This is a genomic window from Streptomyces sp. NPDC059256 (genome assembly GCF_042753785.1).
Taxonomy (GTDB): domain Bacteria; phylum Actinomycetota; class Actinomycetes; order Streptomycetales; family Streptomycetaceae; genus Streptomyces.
The window spans coordinates 51,793-70,477 of sequence record NZ_JBHYZO010000021.1; the positions used below are offsets into that span (position 1 = coordinate 51,793).

General features: G+C 69.1%; 18 protein-coding genes. 9 read left to right on the plus strand and 9 right to left on the minus strand.

Going from position 1 to position 18,685, the window contains the following annotated elements; genetic code table 11:
* Positions 1–127: 127 nt before the first annotated feature.
* Positions 128–1,273, plus strand: a complete 1,146-nt coding sequence (locus tag ACFXJL_RS29070; protein WP_384697215.1) for a threonine aldolase family protein — start codon at positions 128–130, stop codon at positions 1,271–1,273.
* A 27-nt stretch (positions 1,274–1,300) separates the two neighbouring features.
* Here the strand turns inward: ACFXJL_RS29070 and ACFXJL_RS29075 are convergent, their stop codons facing one another.
* From ACFXJL_RS29075 to ACFXJL_RS29085, 3 genes are all read right to left on the minus strand, one after another.
* Positions 1,301–1,903, minus strand: coding sequence for an ATP-binding protein (locus ACFXJL_RS29075; RefSeq protein ID WP_384697218.1), 603 nt, complete (start codon positions 1,901–1,903; stop codon positions 1,301–1,303).
* 62 nt (positions 1,904–1,965) lie between these two features.
* Positions 1,966–2,670 (minus strand): response regulator transcription factor, encoded by a 705-nt coding sequence (locus tag ACFXJL_RS29080; protein ID WP_358876581.1) that lies wholly within the window; start codon positions 2,668–2,670, stop codon positions 1,966–1,968.
* A 138-nt stretch (positions 2,671–2,808) separates the two neighbouring features.
* Positions 2,809–4,005: a sensor histidine kinase gene (locus tag ACFXJL_RS29085; RefSeq protein WP_358876582.1), complete on the minus strand. Its 1,197-nt coding sequence runs from the start codon at positions 4,003–4,005 to the stop codon at positions 2,809–2,811.
* Positions 4,006–4,101: 96 nt separating this feature from the next.
* Here ACFXJL_RS29085 and ACFXJL_RS29090 point away from each other — a divergent pair, with 96 nt between their 5' ends.
* Together ACFXJL_RS29090 and ACFXJL_RS29095 are read left to right on the plus strand one after the other, a co-directional pair.
* A complete protein-coding gene (locus ACFXJL_RS29090; RefSeq protein ID WP_384697222.1) occupies positions 4,102–5,076 on the plus strand; it encodes an SAM-dependent methyltransferase in 975 nt (324 codons plus the stop codon).
* A 247-nt stretch (positions 5,077–5,323) separates the two neighbouring features.
* A complete protein-coding gene (locus ACFXJL_RS29095; protein ID WP_384697225.1) occupies positions 5,324–6,466 on the plus strand; it encodes an NADH-quinone oxidoreductase subunit D in 1,143 nt (380 codons plus the stop codon).
* A gap of 329 nt (positions 6,467–6,795) precedes the next feature.
* Here ACFXJL_RS29095 and ACFXJL_RS29100 read toward each other — a convergent pair whose 3' ends face one another.
* The 4 genes from ACFXJL_RS29100 to ACFXJL_RS29115 form a co-directional block, all read right to left on the minus strand.
* Complete coding sequence (locus ACFXJL_RS29100; protein ID WP_384697228.1) at positions 6,796–8,139, minus strand: hypothetical protein; 1,344 nt, start codon at positions 8,137–8,139, stop codon at positions 6,796–6,798.
* 171 nt (positions 8,140–8,310) lie between these two features.
* Positions 8,311–9,279 (minus strand): ABC transporter substrate-binding protein, encoded by a 969-nt coding sequence (locus ACFXJL_RS29105; RefSeq protein ID WP_358876586.1) that lies wholly within the window; start codon positions 9,277–9,279, stop codon positions 8,311–8,313.
* Positions 9,280–9,527: 248 nt separating this feature from the next.
* Entirely contained in the window at positions 9,528–10,238 is a 711-nt protein-coding gene (locus tag ACFXJL_RS29110; protein ID WP_384697231.1) for an ABC transporter permease, read from the minus strand.
* Complete coding sequence (locus ACFXJL_RS29115; protein ID WP_384697294.1) at positions 10,238–11,023, minus strand: ABC transporter permease; 786 nt, start codon at positions 11,021–11,023, stop codon at positions 10,238–10,240. The genes ACFXJL_RS29110 and ACFXJL_RS29115 overlap by 1 nt, the downstream gene beginning before the upstream one ends.
* A 139-nt stretch (positions 11,024–11,162) precedes the next feature.
* Here ACFXJL_RS29115 and ACFXJL_RS29120 point away from each other — a divergent pair, with 139 nt between their 5' ends.
* The 6 genes from ACFXJL_RS29120 (at position 11,163) to ACFXJL_RS29145 (ending at position 15,531) form a co-directional block, all read left to right on the plus strand.
* Complete coding sequence (locus ACFXJL_RS29120) at positions 11,163–12,338, plus strand: ABC transporter ATP-binding protein (protein WP_384697234.1); 1,176 nt, start codon at positions 11,163–11,165, stop codon at positions 12,336–12,338.
* A gap of 131 nt (positions 12,339–12,469) precedes the next feature.
* Positions 12,470–13,309, plus strand: coding sequence for a dihydropteroate synthase (folP, locus tag ACFXJL_RS29125; RefSeq protein ID WP_358876589.1), 840 nt, complete (start codon positions 12,470–12,472; stop codon positions 13,307–13,309).
* On the plus strand, positions 13,306–13,764 hold the full coding sequence (locus ACFXJL_RS29130; RefSeq protein WP_329021775.1) for a nuclear transport factor 2 family protein: 459 nt from the start codon (positions 13,306–13,308) through the stop codon (positions 13,762–13,764). The genes folP and ACFXJL_RS29130 overlap by 4 nt, the downstream gene beginning before the upstream one ends.
* 233 nt (positions 13,765–13,997) lie before the next feature.
* Complete coding sequence (gene folB, locus ACFXJL_RS29135; RefSeq protein WP_329021774.1) at positions 13,998–14,357, plus strand: dihydroneopterin aldolase; 360 nt, start codon at positions 13,998–14,000, stop codon at positions 14,355–14,357.
* The gene (folK, locus tag ACFXJL_RS29140; protein WP_358876590.1) at positions 14,354–14,941 is read left to right on the plus strand and encodes a 2-amino-4-hydroxy-6-hydroxymethyldihydropteridine diphosphokinase; all 588 of its coding nucleotides are present in this window, start codon (positions 14,354–14,356) and stop codon (positions 14,939–14,941) included. The genes folB and folK overlap by 4 nt, the downstream gene beginning before the upstream one ends.
* 95 nt (positions 14,942–15,036) lie before the next feature.
* Positions 15,037–15,531 carry a DUF3180 domain-containing protein gene (locus ACFXJL_RS29145; RefSeq protein ID WP_358877060.1) on the plus strand — a complete coding sequence of 165 codons (495 nt, stop codon included), beginning with the start codon at positions 15,037–15,039 and terminating at the stop codon, positions 15,529–15,531.
* A 300-nt stretch (positions 15,532–15,831) separates the two neighbouring features.
* Here the strand turns inward: ACFXJL_RS29145 and folE are convergent, their stop codons facing one another.
* Both folE and ftsH read right to left on the minus strand, forming a co-directional pair.
* On the minus strand, positions 15,832–16,437 hold the full coding sequence (folE, locus tag ACFXJL_RS29150) for a GTP cyclohydrolase I FolE (protein ID WP_358876591.1): 606 nt from the start codon (positions 16,435–16,437) through the stop codon (positions 15,832–15,834).
* Positions 16,438–16,562: 125 nt separating this feature from the next.
* On the minus strand, positions 16,563–18,593 hold the full coding sequence (ftsH, locus tag ACFXJL_RS29155; RefSeq protein ID WP_358876592.1) for an ATP-dependent zinc metalloprotease FtsH: 2,031 nt from the start codon (positions 18,591–18,593) through the stop codon (positions 16,563–16,565).
* Between the last annotated feature and the right edge of the window lie 92 nt (positions 18,594–18,685).

Here is an 18,685-nt window from a genome sequence, read left to right on the forward strand (position 1 = left end):
TTCCGTTCCAGTCCGCGGCGGGTACCGGACGATGTCCCGTCATGCTACGCCAGCACCACTTGCCCCCCGATGGTTGTCCACAGGCTGTGTGCGGCGCCACTCCGGCCCTCTCGGGGATGATCGTCGGATGGCGGAGACGAGCGGACAGGACAACAAGCAGCGTCGACGGGCGGCATGGCGGGCTTCGCGCCGAAAGCTGTGGCAGCCGCCCACAGAGGATCGCATCGGGGAGCGCTTGGCGGCCCTCGCCGCGGATGCCGAACACGTGTACGACCTGGATGAGTGGGCCGATCTTTACGGGGACGGAGTGGTCGAGGCGGTGGAGGAGCGGACCGCCGCCCTCCTGGGGTTCCCGGCCGCCGTGTTCTTCCCGACGGGGACGATGGCCCAGCAGATCGCGCTGCGCTGTTGGGCGGGGCGCACGGGCAACGACACGGTCGCGCTCCATCCGCTGGCGCATCCGGAGGTCCATGAGCGGAACGCGTTTAGCGTGGTGAGCGGCTTGCGCACGGTCCATCCCGTACGGGAGCCGAGGTTGCCGACGGCGGACGAGGTACGGGACTTCGAGGAGCCCTTCGGCACCCTGATGGTGGAGCTACCACTGCGGGAGCCGGGATTTATCCTGCCGTCCTGGGACGAATTGGTGGCGGTGGTGGAGGCCGCACGGGAACGCGATGCAGTGGTGCACTTCGACGGCGCACGGCTGTGGGAGTGCGCCCCGCACTTCGGTCGCTCCCTTGCGGAGATCGCCTCGCTCGCCGACAGCGTGTACGTCTCGTTCTACAAGTCGCTCCGGGGGCTGTCGGGCGCCGCGCTGGTGGGTCCGACGGACGTCATCGCCGAGGCCCGGGCCTGGCGGCACCGCTATGGCGGCCAGTTGTTCCAGCAGTACCCGGCGGCGCTGTCGGCTCTGCTCGGCATGGAGCGGGAGCTTCCGCGGCTGCCCTCGTATGTGGCCCATGCGAAGACGGTGGCCGCAGCGCTGCACGAGGCGCTCCGGGATGCACGGGTGCCGTGGTTCCGAATCGTTCCCGAGGTGCCCCACACCCACCAGTTCCATGTCTGGTTGCCCTACGAGCCCGACCGGCTGGAGAAGGCAGCGACGGAGCAGGCGGAGAGTACGGGCATCACGCTGTTCCGTGTCTGGTGGGCCCCGGAGGGAGCGCCTCCGGGGACCTCGATCACAGAACTGACGGTGGCCGAACCCGGCCTGACATGGACGGCACAGGACGTACGGGCAGCGGTCGACGAGTTCCTCAGCCGACTGGTCTGACGGGATTCGTGACGGCGAGGCGAGCGGTCAACCCAGGCGGATGTGCCGGATGCCCGTCCATGCCTTACGCAGTCGATGGGTGAGCGGCCCGTCGGTGTTGGGCCGCAGCCGCAGCCCCACGCGCTCGGCGATGAGGTCGGCGACCTGCGGGACGCTCACCCGGTCGGTGCGGACGTGCTCGGCGAAGAGCGGCCCGCCGAGTCGGTCGAGGCAGTGGTCCAGTTTGCTCACGGCGAAGCTCTCCCGCTTGAGACCGGTCCCCAGCCCCCGTTCCCGCAGCCGGCGCAGTACGGTCGCCCGCTCCGCGAGGAGTGCGAAGTGGTGGACGTCGTGCCCCGCCGCCCGCAGCCGCCCCACGGTCTCCCCGAAGTACGCCGGCTCCACCACCGTCATCGGCGCGATCAGCACCCCCGGATGGGAGCGCAGGCAGACGTCCAGCGCTTCGAAGACACCTGCCCGCCAGGCCGTGAGGTCCTGGAAGTCGCCGCGCACCGCGGGCGGCATCATCCCGTGCAGACCAAATCCGACGCGCTCGGGATCACAGACGAAACTGCCCGGGAGCCTGCGGTGGATCTCGTACGCCGTCTGGGTCTTGCCACCGCCGAAAGGGCCATTGATCCATAGCAACATGGAATCGACCCTAAGGACGGCGACCGTCACCCGTGGGCGGCTGTCGGGAACTGCCGGTCGGTTCAGTGCGCCCCGCCGCCCGCGCGCACCAATCCCGTCTCGTAGGCGAGCACCACCACCTGCACCCGGTCGCGGAGGTTCAGCTTGGTGAGGATGCGTCCGACGTGGGTCTTGACCGTCGCCTCCGACAGCACCAGCCGGGCAGCGATCTCACCGTTGGACAGCCCTTGGGCGACGAGGAGCATCACCTCGCGCTCGCGCTCGGTGAGCCGGTCCACGTCCTTGTTCTTCGGCTCGCCCACACTGCTGGGCAGCATCGGCGAGAACCGGTCCAGCAGTCGCCTGGTGGTGGAGGGCGCCACGACCGCATCACCGCTGTGGACCGAGCGGATCGCCGCAAGCAGTTCGCCAGGCGGTACGTCCTTGAGCATGAAGCCGCTGGCCCCGGCCTTGAGCCCGGAGAAGGCGTACTCGTCCAGGTCGAACGTGGTCAGGATCAACACCTTGGGCGGGTCGGGCTGGGCACAGATGCGCCGCGTGGCCTCGACCCCGTCCAGACGCGGCATCCGCACGTCCATCAGCACCACGTCCACGGCCGTCGACCGCAACACCTCGATCGCCTCGGCGCCGTCGCCGGCCTCGGCGACCACCTCCATGTCCGGCTGGGCGGCGAGCACCATCCGAAAGCCGGTGCGCAGCAGCACCTGATCGTCGACGAGCATGACTCTTACGTGCGTTGCGGGCGTTCCGGCTGTGGCATCAGTCATACGGCCAGAGTACGTAGGTCAGGCGGCGGGGGCGTCGGCGCGGGCGATGGGCCCGGCTCCACGCAGGAGCACCGACCGCAGCACGGCGCAGGACCGCGCGCTGCTTGTGGAACGAACGCGCGAAGGGCCCGGTGCGGGCTAGGCGGTCTTCAGCGGCAGCAGGGCGCTGATCCTGAAGCCGCCGCCGGGCCGGGGGCCGGCGTCCAGAGTTCCGCCGACCATGCCGATGCGCTCCCGCATCCCGATGAGCCCGTGCCCCTGGCCGTCCGCCCCGCCGTCCTCGTAGAGCTCGTGCGCGGAGCCGCGACCGTCGTCCTCGACCAGCAGCCCGAGGCCGTCGTCGAAGTAGACGAGCCGCACGCTCGCGCCGACCTCCGGGCCCGCGTGCTTGCGCGTATTGGTCAGGGCTTCCTGGACGATGCGGTACGCGGTCAGCTCGACGCCGCTGGGCAGCGGACGAGGTGTCCCCTCGATCCTGAAGTCCACCGTCAGTCCCGCCCTGCGCACCTGCTCGACCAGGTCCTCGATCTGTTGGACGTCGGGCTGCGGAACGTACTCGCCGCTCTCCGGGTCATCGCCCGTGCGCAGAACGCCGAGCAGCCGCCGCATCTCGGCGAGCGCCTGCCGGCCGGTGGTGGAGATCGTCTCCAGCGCCTGTTTGGCCTGGTCGGGCGCGGCATCGAGGACATAGGCGGCGCCGTCGGCCTGCACGACCATCACCGAGACGTTGTGGGCCACCACATCGTGCAACTCGCGGGCGATCCTGGCCCGCTCGGCCGCCACCGCGACCTTGGCCTGCGCCTCCCGCTCCCGTTCCAGCCGGGTGGCGCGCTCTTCCAGTTCGGCGAAGTAGGCACGGCGGGTGCGTATGGAGTCGCCCAGCACCCAGGCGAGCGCGAACGGCACCGCCAGGAAGATCACCAGGAAGACCTGCTGGGTCGTGGTGGCCTCGGGACTCGGCCAACGCAGCTGGGCGAGGGGCGCGGCGACGAGGCCGCCGGCGAGTGCGAGGCGGGAGGCCCAGCGGGAGCGGTCGCGCGCCGCGACGGTGTAGATGATCACCAACATCGCGAAGTCGGCCGTATTGACCGGGACGTCCAGGATCAGCTGTGCGACACCGGTGACCGCCCCGAGCACCAGCATCTGCTCCGGCCTGCGGCGGCGCAGCGCGAGAACCAGGCTCAGCGCCGCACCCAAGAGGAGTGCGGCCCAGGTGGGCCCGGTGTCGTCGGCGCCCCCCCACACCCACAGCACGGTGAACCCGAAGAGGACGATGCCCCAGAAGGCGTCGACGCCCGTCGGGTGTCTGCGGATGAACTCATAAACGCGCTGCACGTAACCCAGAGTAGGGAACCCTGACAGCCGACGGGGTCAACCGCCAGAGCGATCCGAACAGCGGAGGCGTACTCCGCAAGGTGGAGACTTGCCGTTGTGACGGACGAGACGTGTGAATGGCAGGGCTGGCGTGAAGCAACGGAAGCCGCTCTGTACGGGCCCGGCGGCTTCTATCTCCGGCCCGAGGGGCCTGCCGGACACTTCCGTACCTCGGTGCATGCCTCCCCCCTGTTTGCCGCGGCCGTCGCCCGGCTGTTCCGGGAGACGGTCGCGGAACTGGGCCCGGGTGCGGGGGACCCGGTGATCGTGGACATGGGTGCGGGTCGGGGCGAGCTGTTGACGGGAGTGCTGGCGGCCCTGCCCGATGACTTTCCGGTACGGGCGTACGCCGTGGAGCGGGCCTCGCGGCCGGCGGGACTCGACGCCCGGATCGAGTGGACGCACCGGCCGCCCGAAGGGGTTCGGGGGCTGCTGTTCGCCAACGAGTGGCTGGACAACGTGCCCGTGGACGTGGCGGAGGCGGACGAGGACGGGGTGGTGCGACAGGTGCTCGTCGCTGCCGACGGCACGGAACGCCTCGGTCCACCGGTGGCGGGGGCGGATGCCGAGTGGCTGGCGCGCTGGTGGCCGCTGACGGAGCCAGGAGCTCGCGCGGAGATCGGTCGACCGCGGGATGTGGCGTGGGCACGGGCGGTGGCGACGCTGGACGAGGGCTTGGCCGTGGCGGTGGACTACGCGCACTCGGCGGCGGCCCGTCCGCTGTTCGGCACGCTGACCGGGTTCCGCGGAGGCAGGGAGGTGCGACCGGTGCCGGACGGGAGTTGCGATCTCACCGCGCACGTGGCCCTGGACGCCTGCGCACTGCCGGGAGCGGTGCTGTCCACCCAGCGCGAGGCCCTGCGCGGGTTGGGGGTGGCGCCCGAACGACCACCGATCGCCCGGGCGACCACCGATCCGACGGGATATCTGCGTGCACTGTCCGAGGCGTCCGAGGCGGCTGAGCTGCTGCTGCCGGGCGGGCTCGGTGACTTCATCTGGCTCAAGCAGCCGGTGCGGCCGACCAGCGGCTGAGGACGTAGCTCGTAGGAGCCTGGGCCCGCGGGGCGTCACCGCCGTACCGGTCCACTGACGGCATGGGCGGCCTCCGTGGCGGGGCCTACGGAAGGGCCTCCTCCGGGACCGCCGGGTCGGGGGCGAGCGGGTGGTGCGCGGCGCCGGCCGGGGAACGGGAGCCGCACCAGGGGTCGGCCGGCGCGTGGGACCGGGCTCCGACAGCGCCGCATTCAGGTGGATGGAGGGATGGGGGGATACTGACCCCATGACGGAGACCACCCTCGGAATCGGCGGAGCCGCAGAGAGCACCGACATGGTGCTGAACATCGGCCCGCAGCACCCTTCCACGCACGGCGTCCTCCGCCTTCGTCTCGTCCTGGACGGCGAGGTCATCCGGCACGCCGAACCCGTCATCGGCTATATGCACCGGGGTGCAGAAAAGCTCTTCGAGGCCCGCGACTACCGCCAGATCGTGATGCTCGCCAACCGCCACGACTGGCTCTCGGCGTTCTCCAACGAGTTGGGCGTGGTGATGGCCGTCGAGCGGATGCTGGGCATGGAGGTCCCCGAGCGGGCCGTGTGGACCCGTACGCTCCTCGCCGAGTTGAACCGGGTGCTCAACCATCTGATGTTCCTCGGCTCGTACCCGCTGGAACTCGGCGGCATCACCCCCGTCTTCCACGCCTTCCGCGAGCGGGAGGAACTCCAGAGCGTCATGGAGGAGATCTCCGGCGGGCGGATGCACTACATGTTCAACCGGGTGGGCGGGCTGAAGGAGGACCTCCCCGCCGGCTGGACCGGGCGGGTGCGCCACGCGGTGGCCGATGTCCGGTCCCGGATGGACGTGTACGACCGGCTGGTACTCGGCAACGAAATCTTCCGTGGACGGACCCGGGACGTGGGCGTGTTGTCCGCCGCCGCGGTGCACGGCTACGGCGTCAGCGGCCCCATCGCCCGGGCGTCGGGAGTGGACTTCGACCTCCGCCGCGACGAGCCCTATCTGGCCTACGGCGAACTCCAGGACACCCTCAAGGTGGTCACCCGTTCCGAGGGCGACTGCCTGGCACGGTTCGAGGTGCTGCTTGACCAGACGCACAACGCCCTGGACCTGGCGGACGCATGTCTCGACCGCATCGCCCAACTGCCGCCCGGACCGATCAACCAGCGGCTGCCCAAGGTGCTGAAGGCGCCCGAGGGCCACACCTACTCCTGGACCGAGAACCCGCTCGGTATCAACGGCTACTACCTGGTCTCCAAGGGCGAGAAGACGCCCTACCGTTTGAAGCTGCGTTCGGCCTCGTACAACAACATCCAGGTGCTCACCGAACTGCTCCCGGGAACGCTGGTCGCGGACATGGTGTCCATCCTCGGATCGCTGTTCTTCGTCGTGGGCGACATCGACAAGTAGGGCTCGAACAAGTAGGGCTCGAAGGCGCGGGCGACGACGAGCGTCCGTGCAGGGCGTTCGTCGAAGGGGTTGGACGACGGGGCGCACCGAGGAGCGGGCGCCGTCCCATCGAACCGGGGTCATGGTGTGGGGCCGGGCTCGGGGAGCCCGTGGCAACCGTCGTGTACGCCCCTGGCCGCCCGACCCGCGCTCGCTCGGGGCATCGGCGCCGGCCTGTTGGAACGCAGTGCGGTCCGGAGGTCGGCAGACCGCTCCACCGCACACCACCCACCGCACCCGGCGCTGAGCGGGACGCGTCCCCAGCCGGGGACTCGCGCAGGCGCGGGGGCCTACGAACTGACCGCCTTGCGGAGCTTGCCCACCGGCACCCGCTCCTGCTGCGGCTCCTCGTGTACGGCCAGATCGATGACGTCGCCCACCGCCCGCGCCGGGTCGGCACGCTGAGCGGCCAACGTCTCCTCGCCGACCACATCGGCGAGGTCCTCCTGTTGTACGTCGTCCAGGACTCCGGACTCGGCGGCACCACGGCGGTCCGCACCACGGCCGGGGGAGATCGCACGGCCAGGGGGCGTCGTGGCCGACGCGGTCTGCTGGGGCAGGGTCAGGGAGAGCGCGGCGGGGCCGGATCGAGACCCGTCCCCCGCTGGCGGTACGGCGGCGGTGCTACCCGGCTCGGTCTCCGCGGTCGGTGCTCCCTCCCGCTGGGGCGGAACCGTACCGGCCGCCCGCTGGGCACCGAAGAAGTTGAACCCGCTCTCGGGTCGGGGCTCGGGAAGACGACGCGGCCCGTACGGCGCCACGGCCTTCGCAGCGGAAGCGCGTCGGGCGGGGACAACAGCCGGACGACTGTGCTCCGCTTCGATCTCGGCGGCAGGCTCCTGCGGTGGGCCGTCCGTCTCGTAGGCCATCTCAACCGGCTCAACCGGCTCTTCCTCGACCGGCTCGTCGGCCTCGGCCTCGGGATCGGGATCGGCCTCGGGATCGGCCTCGGGCGAGCCGTCCTCAGAGACGGCGTCCGTGTGCCCTTCGGCAACCGCCTCAGGTGCGTCAGTCGCCTCCGCCACCTCCGCGGGCGGCTCCGTGGCGTCCTGGACGCCCGCTTCGGCCGCCTGCCGCTGCGCCGCGGCACTGTCGGTGAGGTCTTCCAGGGCCTTGCGGGCGCGCAGGAAGACATCGGCGGTGGGCGCGGATCCGATCTGGGCGAGCCCCTTGGGCATCGCCACCTCGATCGTGAGCTGTCGACGCTCTTCCAGCGCCCCTGCCCGTTCGGTCTCGGCGGTGGCGTACCGCCGCAACAGCGCGGCGTGCTCGCCCCGGAGTGCCGCAAGCTCCACCCGCTTGGCGCGCAGCTTCGCGTCGAGCTTGGCGCGCAGTTCGCGCGACTCCTCGACGTCCGTCTCCAACTCGGCTATGCGTTCTTCGGACTGCCAGGCGTCATGAGCTCGGGCGCGGGTGAGGTCAGCGACCTGACGGCCCGCTTCCCGGTCCCACAGGCGCATCATCACCGCGCCGGTGCCGGCCGCCGCTGCGGCAGCCACGACCAGGGTCCGCAGCATCACGGGATCCACCAACGTCCATGAGCCGACGGCACAGAGCGCCGACGCTCCGGCGACCGCGACCGGCGGCAGCATCCTGTGCAGGGGCGGGGAATGGCGGTGGCGTCCACGTGGCATGGCCAGAAATTTACCGTGCGTAGACGTCAAAGGGGATGGTGGGTACTCAATTCTCTCTTCTTCTCTGGTGAACGTCCGATGTGGTTCACCCCAAACCTCTATGGACTCAACCACCACGGTGGTCCCGGAGCTTTCAGCGTCTGACGCAAACCAGCTCCGGGACCCGCATTTCTAGGAGTTGAGCAGCCCCTTCGACTCCAGATACTCCCTGGCCGCGTCCTTCGGCTTCGCGCGCTCGGCGTCCACCTTGCGGTTCAACTCGGCCAGATCGGCGGTCGTCAGTACCTTCGTGAGCTTTCCGAGCGCTTCGGCTATCTCCGGACTGCCCGCGTCCTTGGCATTGACCACGGGCAGGACGTTGTCCGCGTTCTGGAGTTTCTTGTCGTCCTCCAGGAGGACCAGTCCATCGAGCACGGCGTCCGTGGTCGTGGTGAGGGCGAGTTGCACGGTGCCGTCCCGCAACGCCTGCTTGGACTGCGGCGTCCCCACACCCTTGGGGTCGACCCCGGTGACGTCGATGCCGTACGTGGCCTTGAGGCCCGGTGCGCAGAACGGCCGGACCTCGCACTCGTCCCCGGCGGCGATCTTGACCTTCAGCTTCGACCTCCCGAGATCGGAAAGCGTCTTGAGGTCGTTCTTCTCGGCGAATTCCTTGCTCACCGCAAAGGCGTTCTGGTCGACGGCCGCACCCGGCGGAAGCACCTTCAGACCGCGTGGTTCGGCGAGCCTGGTGAGCGCGGCGACGGTTGCGTTCACATCGCTGGAGGCAACCGGCTTCTCCTCGGGCGCCTTCGGCCCGTTCACCTTTGCGTTGAGGAATTCCGCGATCGTCGCCGCATATTCCGGCACGATGTCGATCTCGCCCTTCTCCAGCGAGGGTTCATACAGTTCGCGGTTCTTCACGGTGGTGATCGAGGTCTTGTATCCGACGTCGGCGAGGGCCTGGGCATACAACTCGGCCAGGACCTTCGCCTCGGTGAATGAAGCGGCGCCGATGGTCAGGGAGCCCTTCTTGCCCGAGCCGGCGCCCTTCTGGTCACCTTCTGACTTCTCCAGGCTGTCACCGCCGCAAGCGGCGAGCGAACCCACCAGGGCCGCCACGGCCAGTACCGCTCCCGCCGTACGAGAGGTCTTGCGCATCGGGGTCTCCTCCAAGGAGTCATGGGGTGGTATCGCGTATCAAGGGAGTGGGCGAGGGAGTGGGGCGAAGGGCGAGGTCGAGACGTACGGCCGGGCATCGCAGAGGTTTCACCGTCGCCGCTGGGGGCGGGTCGTCAACCGAGAACGGCTTGCGCGACGACCGACCAGCGCTGGTCACGTTGCCGGACGGCCACGGGCCGCTCTGACCCGTCACGGCTCCCCTGCCCCTGTCGGACGGTGGTGGGCGCTCAGACGGCGGAAGGCACCGGACCCGACTCCTTCCGCTCCCCCTGTGCGGGCTTCCGCAAGGGGTTCAACAACCGGTCCGCCACCACCAGCACCGCTTCCACCAGCAGTGCCAGACCGGCCGCGAGGAGTGCTCCGGCCACCACCTGTGCGGTGTCGTAGGTGTTGAAGCCCGCGGTGATGATCCGCCCCAACCCGCCCTGGCCGACCATGGAGGCGATCGTGGCGGTGGCCACCACCTGCACGGCTGCCGAACGCAGACCGGTCATCAGCAGGGGATAGGCCAAGGGGAGCTCCACCCGGAAGAAGAGCTGCCAGCCGGACATCCCCATGCCACGGGCGGCCTCCACCACCGCACGGTCCACCTCTCGCATCCCCACATACGCATTGGTCAACAGCGGGGGCACCGCGAACAGCACCAGGGCGATGATCGTCGGTGCATAGCCCGCCGTACGCAGCGGTGTGAGCATGAACAGGGCCAGCACGGCGAACACCGGTATCGCCCGGCCGGCGTTGGACACATTGATCGCGAGTGCTCCCCCTCGCCCCAGATGACCGAGCCAGAGGGCGAGTGGTAGGGCGATGGCGCAGGCCAGCAGGAGGGCGATCCCGCTCACGTACACATGCTCCCCCAGCCGGTGCCAAGCACCGCTGTCCCCCTCCCAGTTCGCCCCGGTGGTGAGCCATGTCCAGGCGTCGGCGAGCACTCCCATCAGTTCGCCCCCTCAACGGCGTGCGCTTCTTCTCGCCGTGCCCCGAGTCGCGCCGCGCCATGCCCGGCCGGCGGTATTCGTTCCCGGGAATGCGTCTCTGGGATGGTGTCCCGCGCCTTGGGCGTGCGTGTCCAGGGCGTGAGCAGTCGCTGTATCCCCAGCAGCAGGAGATCGGCCGTCACCGCCAGCAGCACACAGAGCACGGACGCGGTCAGCACCTGCGCCTTGAACGTCGTCTGCACTCCGTCGTCGATGAGATTGCCCAGTCCGCCCTTGCCGACCAGCGCGCCGACGGTCGTCAGGGCCACCGTGGAGACCGTCGCGATCCGCAGCCCGGCCATCACCGCGGGCAGTGCCAAGGGCAGTTCGACCTCCCACAGGAGCCGAACCGGACCGTAGCCCATGCCCCGGGCGGCTTCCCGCGCCTCGGCGGGCACCGCCGCGAGACCGGCCAGGATGTTCCGGACCAAGATGGTCAGCGAGTAGAGCACGAGACCCGTGACCACCAGCGCCGACGACAGTCCGAAGACCGGTAGGAGCAACGAGAACATCGCCAGCGACGGAATCGTGTAGAGCAGGGTCGTCAGCCCGAGCACCGCCCCTGCGAAGGCGGGCTTGGCGCGGGCGAGGAGGGCCAGGGGGAACGCCACCACGAGTCCTATGACGACCGATGCCACGGTGATCCACAGATGCTCGACCGTCGCGTCCGTCAACTCCTGGCTGCGGCTGCGGAGATACTCCCCGCAGATCCAGTCATTGGCCGCCAGACAGCCCTGAGCGGCCAGCCGCATACTCATGTTCCCCTCCTCCCCATCCGTGCCGAACGTATGTCTGCCGACCATAACCTTGGCCACTGACAATCGTCCGAGGGCGTCATAGACCGGCAACACGGCCTTCACACAGCACCCGCCACAAGGGGGAACCATGATCCTTTTCGAGAACGTCACCAAGCGCTACCCGGACGGGACCACCGCCGTGGACGACCTGTCGTTCGAGGTGGCCCAGGGCGAACTGGTCACCCTGGTCGGCCCGTCCGGCTGCGGCAAGACCACGACGATGAAGATGGTCAACCGCCTCATCGAACCGACCAGCGGGCGCATATCCGTGGACGGCGAGGACATCTCCACCGTCGATCCGGTCACCCTGCGCCGCCGCATCGGCTATGTCATCCAGCAGGTCGGCCTCTTCCCCCACAAGACCGTTCTGGAGAACACCGCGACCGTGCCCCATCTGCTCGGTTGGCAGCGGTCGAAGGCCCGGGCCCGGGCCGCCGAACTGCTGGACCTGGTGGGTCTCGACCCATCCGTCTACGGGGACCGCTACCCGGAGCAGCTCTCCGGCGGCCAGCGCCAACGCGTGGGGGTGGCCCGGGCACTGGCCGCCGATCCGCCCGTCCTGCTCATGGACGAGCCGTTCGGCGCCGTGGACCCCGTGGTGCGCGAGCACCTCCAGAACGAGTTCCTCAAGCTCCAGTCGCAGGTCCGCAAGACCGTCCTGTTCGTGACCCACGACATCGAGGAGGCCGTGCGGCTCGGCGATCGCATCGCCGTCTACGGACAGGGCAGGATCGAGCAGTTCGACGCCCCGGCGGCGGTGCTCGGTACCCCGGCCACCTCGTACGTCGCGGACTTCGTGGGCGCCGACCGCGGCCTCAAGCGCCTGTCGGTGACCCCCATCGAGGAGGGCGATCTGGAGCAGCCCCCGATCGTGCGCCTCGACGATCCGCTGCCCGGCGAACTCGGCGCACGCTGGGCCGTCGTCCTCGACGGTTCGGGTCATCTGCACGGCTGGCTCTCCGCCGAGCACGCACGCGACGCCGCGGTCGGGTCGACGACCGTGCGCGAGCGCGCCCGTCGGATGGATGCCCGCCTACCGCTGGGCGCTTCGCTCAAGCAGGCGTTCGCCACGATGTTGCAGCACGACGCGGGGTGGATCGCGGTCGTCGACGGGGAGTCGGGACGCTTCCTCGGGGTCCTCACCCCGGGGAGGCTCCATGAGGCGCTGCGACGCTCCATCGACGCCGATGCCCAGGACCTTCCCCGTACCGCTGTCGCACTGGACTCGATCGGTACGGTCCCCACCGGGCCCGAGCGGCCATGACGGAACCGGTCCCGAGCGGCCGTGGCCGGACAGGGACCGGCTCGTACCGCAGGACGCGTCACGGGCCACCGCCCGCGGGTGGAGCGGCACCGGAGGCCGCGGCTGTCGGCCGGCGGGCCTAGGCTGGACGTATGAGTACGTTGCGCGGGTTGCCGGAGTGGGGTCGCTGTGCGGTCATGGGAGTCGTCAATGTGACACCCGACTCCTTCTCGGACGGCGGTCGCTGGTTCGACACCACCGCCGCGGTCAAACGCGGCCTGGACCTCGTCGCCGACGGAGCCGATCTCGTCGACGTCGGCGGTGAGTCCACCCGCCCCGGTGCCAGCCGGGTCGACGAGGAGGAGGAGCTGCGCCGCGTCGTCCCCGTCGTGCGCGGCCTGGTCGCCGAAGGCGCCACCGTCTCCGTGGACACCATGCGGGCCCGGGTGGCCGCCGAGGCGGTCGCCGCCGGCGCAGCCCTCGTCAACGACGTCAGCGGAGGGCTGGCCGACCCCGAGATGGTTCCCGCGGTCGCCGCGGCGGAGGTGCCCTTCGTCGTCATGCACTGGCGGGGCTTCAGCCACGACATGAACAGCCGGGCGGTCTACGAGGACGTGGTCGCCGAGGTCACCGCTGAGCTGCGCAGCCGTATGGAGGCCGTGGTCGACGGCGGTATCCACCCCGATCGCATCGTCATCGATCCCGGCCTGGGCTTCGCCAAGGAGGCCGCGCACGATCTGGCGCTGGTGGCCCACCTCCGTGATCTTCGGAGCCTCGGTCGCCCCCTGCTGGTCGCCGCCTCCCGGAAGCGATTCCTCGGCCATGTACTGGCCAAGGGCGGCACACCTCCGCGCGCCAGGGAACGGGACGCGGCCACCGCCGCGGTCTCCGCCATAGCCGCCCACGAGGGCGCCTGGGCCGTACGGGTCCATGAGGTGCAGGCCACCGCCGACGCCGTACGGGTCGCACGCGCCGTCGAGGCCGCCCGGTGAGCCGTACCGACATCGAGTTGGTCGAAGAGGCCAACACCACGTTCTACGAAACGATGGAACGAGGGGACTTCCAGGCCCTCTCCGACCTCTGGCTGGACGACCAGATCTCCTGTATCCACCCCGGCTGGCCGGTGCTCTCGGGCCGGGGCGAGGTGCTGCGTTCCTATGCACTGATCATGGCCAACACCGAGTACATCCAGTTCTTCCTGACCGATGTGCAGGTGAGCCTCGCCGGTGACACCGCGCTCGTCACCTGTACGGAGAACATCCTCAGCGGAGGACCGGCGGAGGAGAGCGGCGAACTGGGACCCCTCGTGGGTCAGCTGGTGGTCGCCACCAACGTCTTCCGCCGTACGCCGGAGGGGTGGCGGATCTGGTCGCACCACGGCTCGCCCGTCCTCACCGAGAGCGACGACGAGGAGACGGGCGGGGACGACGAGGAGTCCCCGGCCTAGCAACGCCTCCCGTAGCCCGCCGTGGACGCCATGAGCGACGGCCGATGCGCCCCGCCCCGGGGGGTTTGGCCGATCATGCCCCGGGCAAACGCTCGATCCAGCCGCCAGCAGGCCCCGCCACCGCACCCCGTGAGCGAACGGTGTCAGTGGTCGCAGGTAGATTCGAATGGGGACACGGACTGCTCGGCAGCGGTCCGCTGCCCGTCAGACCTACGACAGCAGGAGTGATTCGCGTGGATCGTGTCGCGCTGCGCGGCCTCAAGGCCCGCGGGCACCATGGCGTCTTCCCCCGGGAGCGCGAGGAGGGGCAGACCTTCATCGTCGACCTGGTGCTCAGCCTCGACACCCGCCCCGCAGCGGCCGACGACGACCTCGCGAAGACCGTGCACTACGGCGTCGTGGCAGAGGAGGTCGTGGCGGTCGTCGAGGGCGAGCCCGTCGACCTCATCGAAACTCTGGCCGAGCGCATCGCCAGAACCTGTCTCAAACACGACGGCGTCGAAGAGGTCGAGGTGGTGGTCCACAAACCGGACGCACCGATCACGGTGCCCTTCGACGATGTCACCATCACCATCACCCGGAGCCGAGTATGAGCGACCCCACCGTGCAGCCGGTTCCGGCTTCCGTCGTCGAGCAGGTGGACGCGGCAGACGCCACCCTGTCCAACCCCAAGCGTGCCGTGATCTCCCTCGGCTCGAACCTGGGCAACCGCTTGGAGACCCTCCAGGGTGCGATCGACGCCCTGGAGGACACCCCCGGGGTCCGTGTCAAAGCCGTCTCCCCGGTGTACGAGACCGAACCCTGGGGTGTGGACCCCGGCTCGCAGCCGTCCTACTTCAATGCGGTGGTGGTGCTGAAGACGACCCTGCCGCCGGTGTCCCTCCTGGAGCGCGGACAGGCCATCGAGGAGGCGTTCGACCGGGTTCGCGAGGAGCGTTGGGGCCCGCGGACCATAGACGTCGACATCGTCACGTACGCGGACGTCGAGTCGGACGACCCTGCGCTCACCCTGCCCCACCCGCGGGCCCACCAGCGGGCCTTCGTGCTGGCTCCCTGGCTCGAAGTCGACCCGGAGGCCCAGTTGCCGGGCCATGGTCCGGTGGCGGGGCTGTTGCAGGGCGTGGGCCAGAACGGTGTGCTCGCCCGCACCGATCTGGAACTTCGGCTGCCGGAGTAGTCGTTAGGCTCTTGCGTTGAAGGTGCGCTCCACCGTGCACCTTCGCATGATCTTTTTCAGTGGGACGGCAAGGTGAGGAAGGGCGTGCTCTCTCGGTGAAGCAACTACGGCTCGGAGTGCTGGCCGGTCTCTTCGCCGGTGCCGGCGTGCTGTCCTGGGCCGGCGCCCGTCTCTGGGAGTCCTTCGGCAGTCTGCCGAGCGTCCCCCTGGCCGCTCCCATCGTGCTGGCCGCGATCGCCGCCGTACTGACGGCCACAGCACTGTCCCTGCGTTCCCGACTGAAGGCCCAGCGGGAGCGCCGGCCGGGAGCCAAGGGAGTGGAACCGCTGATGGCCGCGCGAGCGGTGGTCTTCGGCCAGGCGAGTGCCTTGGTCGCGGCGCTGGTGAGCGGGATGTACGGGGGGACCGGGGTGTTCCTGCTGGGCTCGCTGGACATTCCGTCCCGACGGGACCAGGCGATCTACGCGGGGTTCTCCGTCGTGGCGGGGATCGCGGTGATCGCGGCGGCGTTCTTCCTGGAGCGGGTGTGCCGCCTCCCCGACGACAGCGATCCCGGCAGCACCACAGGGCCGGGCCCGGCTCACGCCTAGACTCCGCGAATCTCCGGGGGATTCAGCCTGACCCCACCAGAGAGTGGGGCCTGACCCCACTGGGGAACGACAAGGAACCGCCCGAGCCGCTACCAGGGGCCCTGCCACAAGCTGCCGAACTCTGGGGCGCCCCTGGCCCTGCTCCCCCGCTGGGTCCGGACCCGCAGGCCCCCGAACCCACTGCCCCCGCTATCTGCGCCCTGACCACGCCCTGGCGAAGCGGGACCGAGCACCCCGGGGGCTGGCCGATGCCACCGAGCTCACCCGCTGCGCAACAGCCCCGGACGTCGAGGACACGACCTAGCGGGCCATGATCAGACTCATGGCCTCATTACGGGTCGCGGGGTCCCGCAGCTGCCCCCGGACCGCCGAGGTGATCGTTTTTGCACCTGGCTTGCGGACTCCTCGCATCGTCATGCACATGTGCTCGCACTCGACCACCACGATGACCCCGCGCGGCTCCAGGATCTCCATCAGCGAGTCCGCGATCTGCGTGGTCAACCGTTCCTGCACCTGCGGACGGCGAGCGAACACATCCACCAGCCGGGCCAGCTTGGACAGGCCCGTGATCTTCCCGTCGCTGGACGGGATGTAGCCGACGTGCGCCACCCCGACGAACGGGACCAGATGGTGCTCACAGCTGCTCATGACTTCGATGTCCTTGACCAGGACCATCTCGTCATGGCCGAGGTCGAACGTCGTGGTGAGCACATCGCTGGGCTTCTGCCACAGACCGGCGAAGATCTCCCGATAGGCCCGGGCAACCCGCGCAGGGGTCTCCCGCAGGCCCTCTCGGTCCGGGTCCTCCCCAACCGCGATGAGCAACTCGCGTACGGCGTTCTCGGCTCGTTTCTCGTCGAAATCACCGGTCGTACCTTCGCCGTCCAGCGTCACCGGGTCGGTCATGTGTGCCTCGTTCCTCTTGCTCTGGCCTGCGGTCATACAAATGCCGCGTCCCCCCAGGCTAAAACCTGGGGGGACGCGGCAGCCATCCTGGAAGCGGTGTGATCAGAGCGACACCGCCCCTGACCTCAGCTCTCCGGACGCTCTTCCGGTGCCGCTTCGACATTCGGCGCGGCTTCGGTGGGTGTCGAGCCGTTACCCGCCACCGCCCCGTTGGCGCCGTTGGTCAGCGCCAACTCCTTCGGCGAGAGCACCGGAGGACGCGTCGAAGGCGTACGACGGGAGGAGCCGGTCCACGCCGGGCGAGCCGGACGCTTCACGATCGTCGCGAAGACCTCCGCGATCTGTTCCTTGCCCAGCGTCTCCTTCTCCAGCAATTCGAGAACGAGGTTGTCGAGGACGTCACGATTCTCGACGAGAATTTCCCACGCTTCGTTGTGCGCGGTCTCGATGAGCTTCTTGACCTCTTCGTCGACCAGTGCCGCGACCTCTTCGGAGTAATCCCGCTGGTGCGACATCTCCCGGCCCAGGAAGGGCTCGGTGTTGTCGCCACCGAACTTGATCGCGCCGAGCCGCTCCGTCATGCCGTACTGCGTGACCATCGCGCGGGCCGTTGTCGTGGCCTTCTCGATGTCGTTCGCAGCGCCGGTGGTCGGGTCGTGGAACACGAGCTCCTCGGCCGCGCGCCCGCCCAGCATGTAGGCCAGTTGGTCGAGCATCTCGTTGCGCGTGGTCGAGTACTTGTCCTCTTCCGGCAGGACCATGGTGTAACCCAGGGCCCGACCACGGGAGAGGATCGTGATCTTGTGTACCGGGTCGGAGTTCGGTGAAGCCGCCGCGACCAGGGCGTGACCGCCCTCGTGGTACGCGGTGATCTTCTTCTCCTTGTCCGACATGATGCGGGTCCGCTTCTGCGGGCCCGCGACCACACGGTCGATCGCCTCGTCCAGTGCGTGATTGTCGATCAGCTTCTTGTCGCCGCGTGCGGTGAGCAGCGCGGCTTCGTTCAGCACGTTCGACAGGTCGGCGCCGGTGAAACCGGGCGTACGCCGGGCGACAGCGCCCAGGTCCACGTCCGGAGCGACCGGCTTGCCCTTCTGGTGAACCTTGAGGATCTCCAGACGGCCCTGCATGTCCGGACGGTCGACCGCGATCTGCCGGTCGAAACGGCCGGGCCGCAGCAGCGCCGGGTCGAGGATGTCAGGGCGGTTGGTGGCGGCGATCAGGATGACGCCACCCTTCACATCGAAACCGTCCATCTCGACGAGGAGCTGGTTGAGCGTCTGCTCCCGCTCGTCGTGCCCACCGCCGAGACCGGCGCCACGGTGCCGCCCGACGGCGTCGATCTCATCGACGAAGACGATCGCCGGAGCGTTCGCCTTCGCCTGCTCGAAGAGGTCGCGCACTCGGGAGGCACCGACACCGACGAACATCTCGACGAAGTCGGAGCCGGAGATCGAGTAGAACGGAACGCCGGCCTCACCGGCGACGGCACGGGCGAGCAACGTCTTGCCCGTACCGGGCGGGCCGTACAGCAGCACGCCCTTGGGAATCTTGGCGCCGACCGCCTGGAACTTGGCCGGCTCCTGGAGGAACTCCTTGATCTCGTGGAGTTCCTCGACGGCCTCGTCGGACCCCGCCACATCGGCGAAGGTCGTCTTCGGAGTGTCCTTGGTGATCAGCTTGGCCTTGGACTTCCCGAAGTTCATGACTCGGGAGCCGCCGCCCTGCATCTGGTTCATCAGGAACAGGAAGACCACGACGATCAGCACGAAGGGCAGCAGCGAGAGCAGCACCGAGATGAACGGGCTCTGCTTCGACGGCGAGACGGTGTATCCGTCCTCGATGTCACCGGCCTCGTACTTCGCCTGAAGCTTGTCGGCGAGATCGGCACCCTGGGTGCCGATGTAGCTCGCCTGGATCTTGTTGCTGCCCTTGACCTTGACGTCGTCCTTCAGGTCGACCTTGATGATCTGCTCGTCGCCGGTGGTCAGCTTGACCGAGTCGACCTGGTTCTTGTCGATCGCCTGGACGACCTGGCCGGTGTCCACTGTCTTGTAGCCGCCGGACGAGCCGACGACATTCATCAACACGACCACGGCGAGGACGGCCAGCACGATCCACATGACCGGCCCACGGAAGTATCGCTTCACGTCCATCCATACGGAGCGGATTCGCCCCGTCCCTCCTGCCCGTAGGTAAATGCTGCTGTGAGAAAAGACTGTTCTTCGGACGGTACCCCAGCATCGCC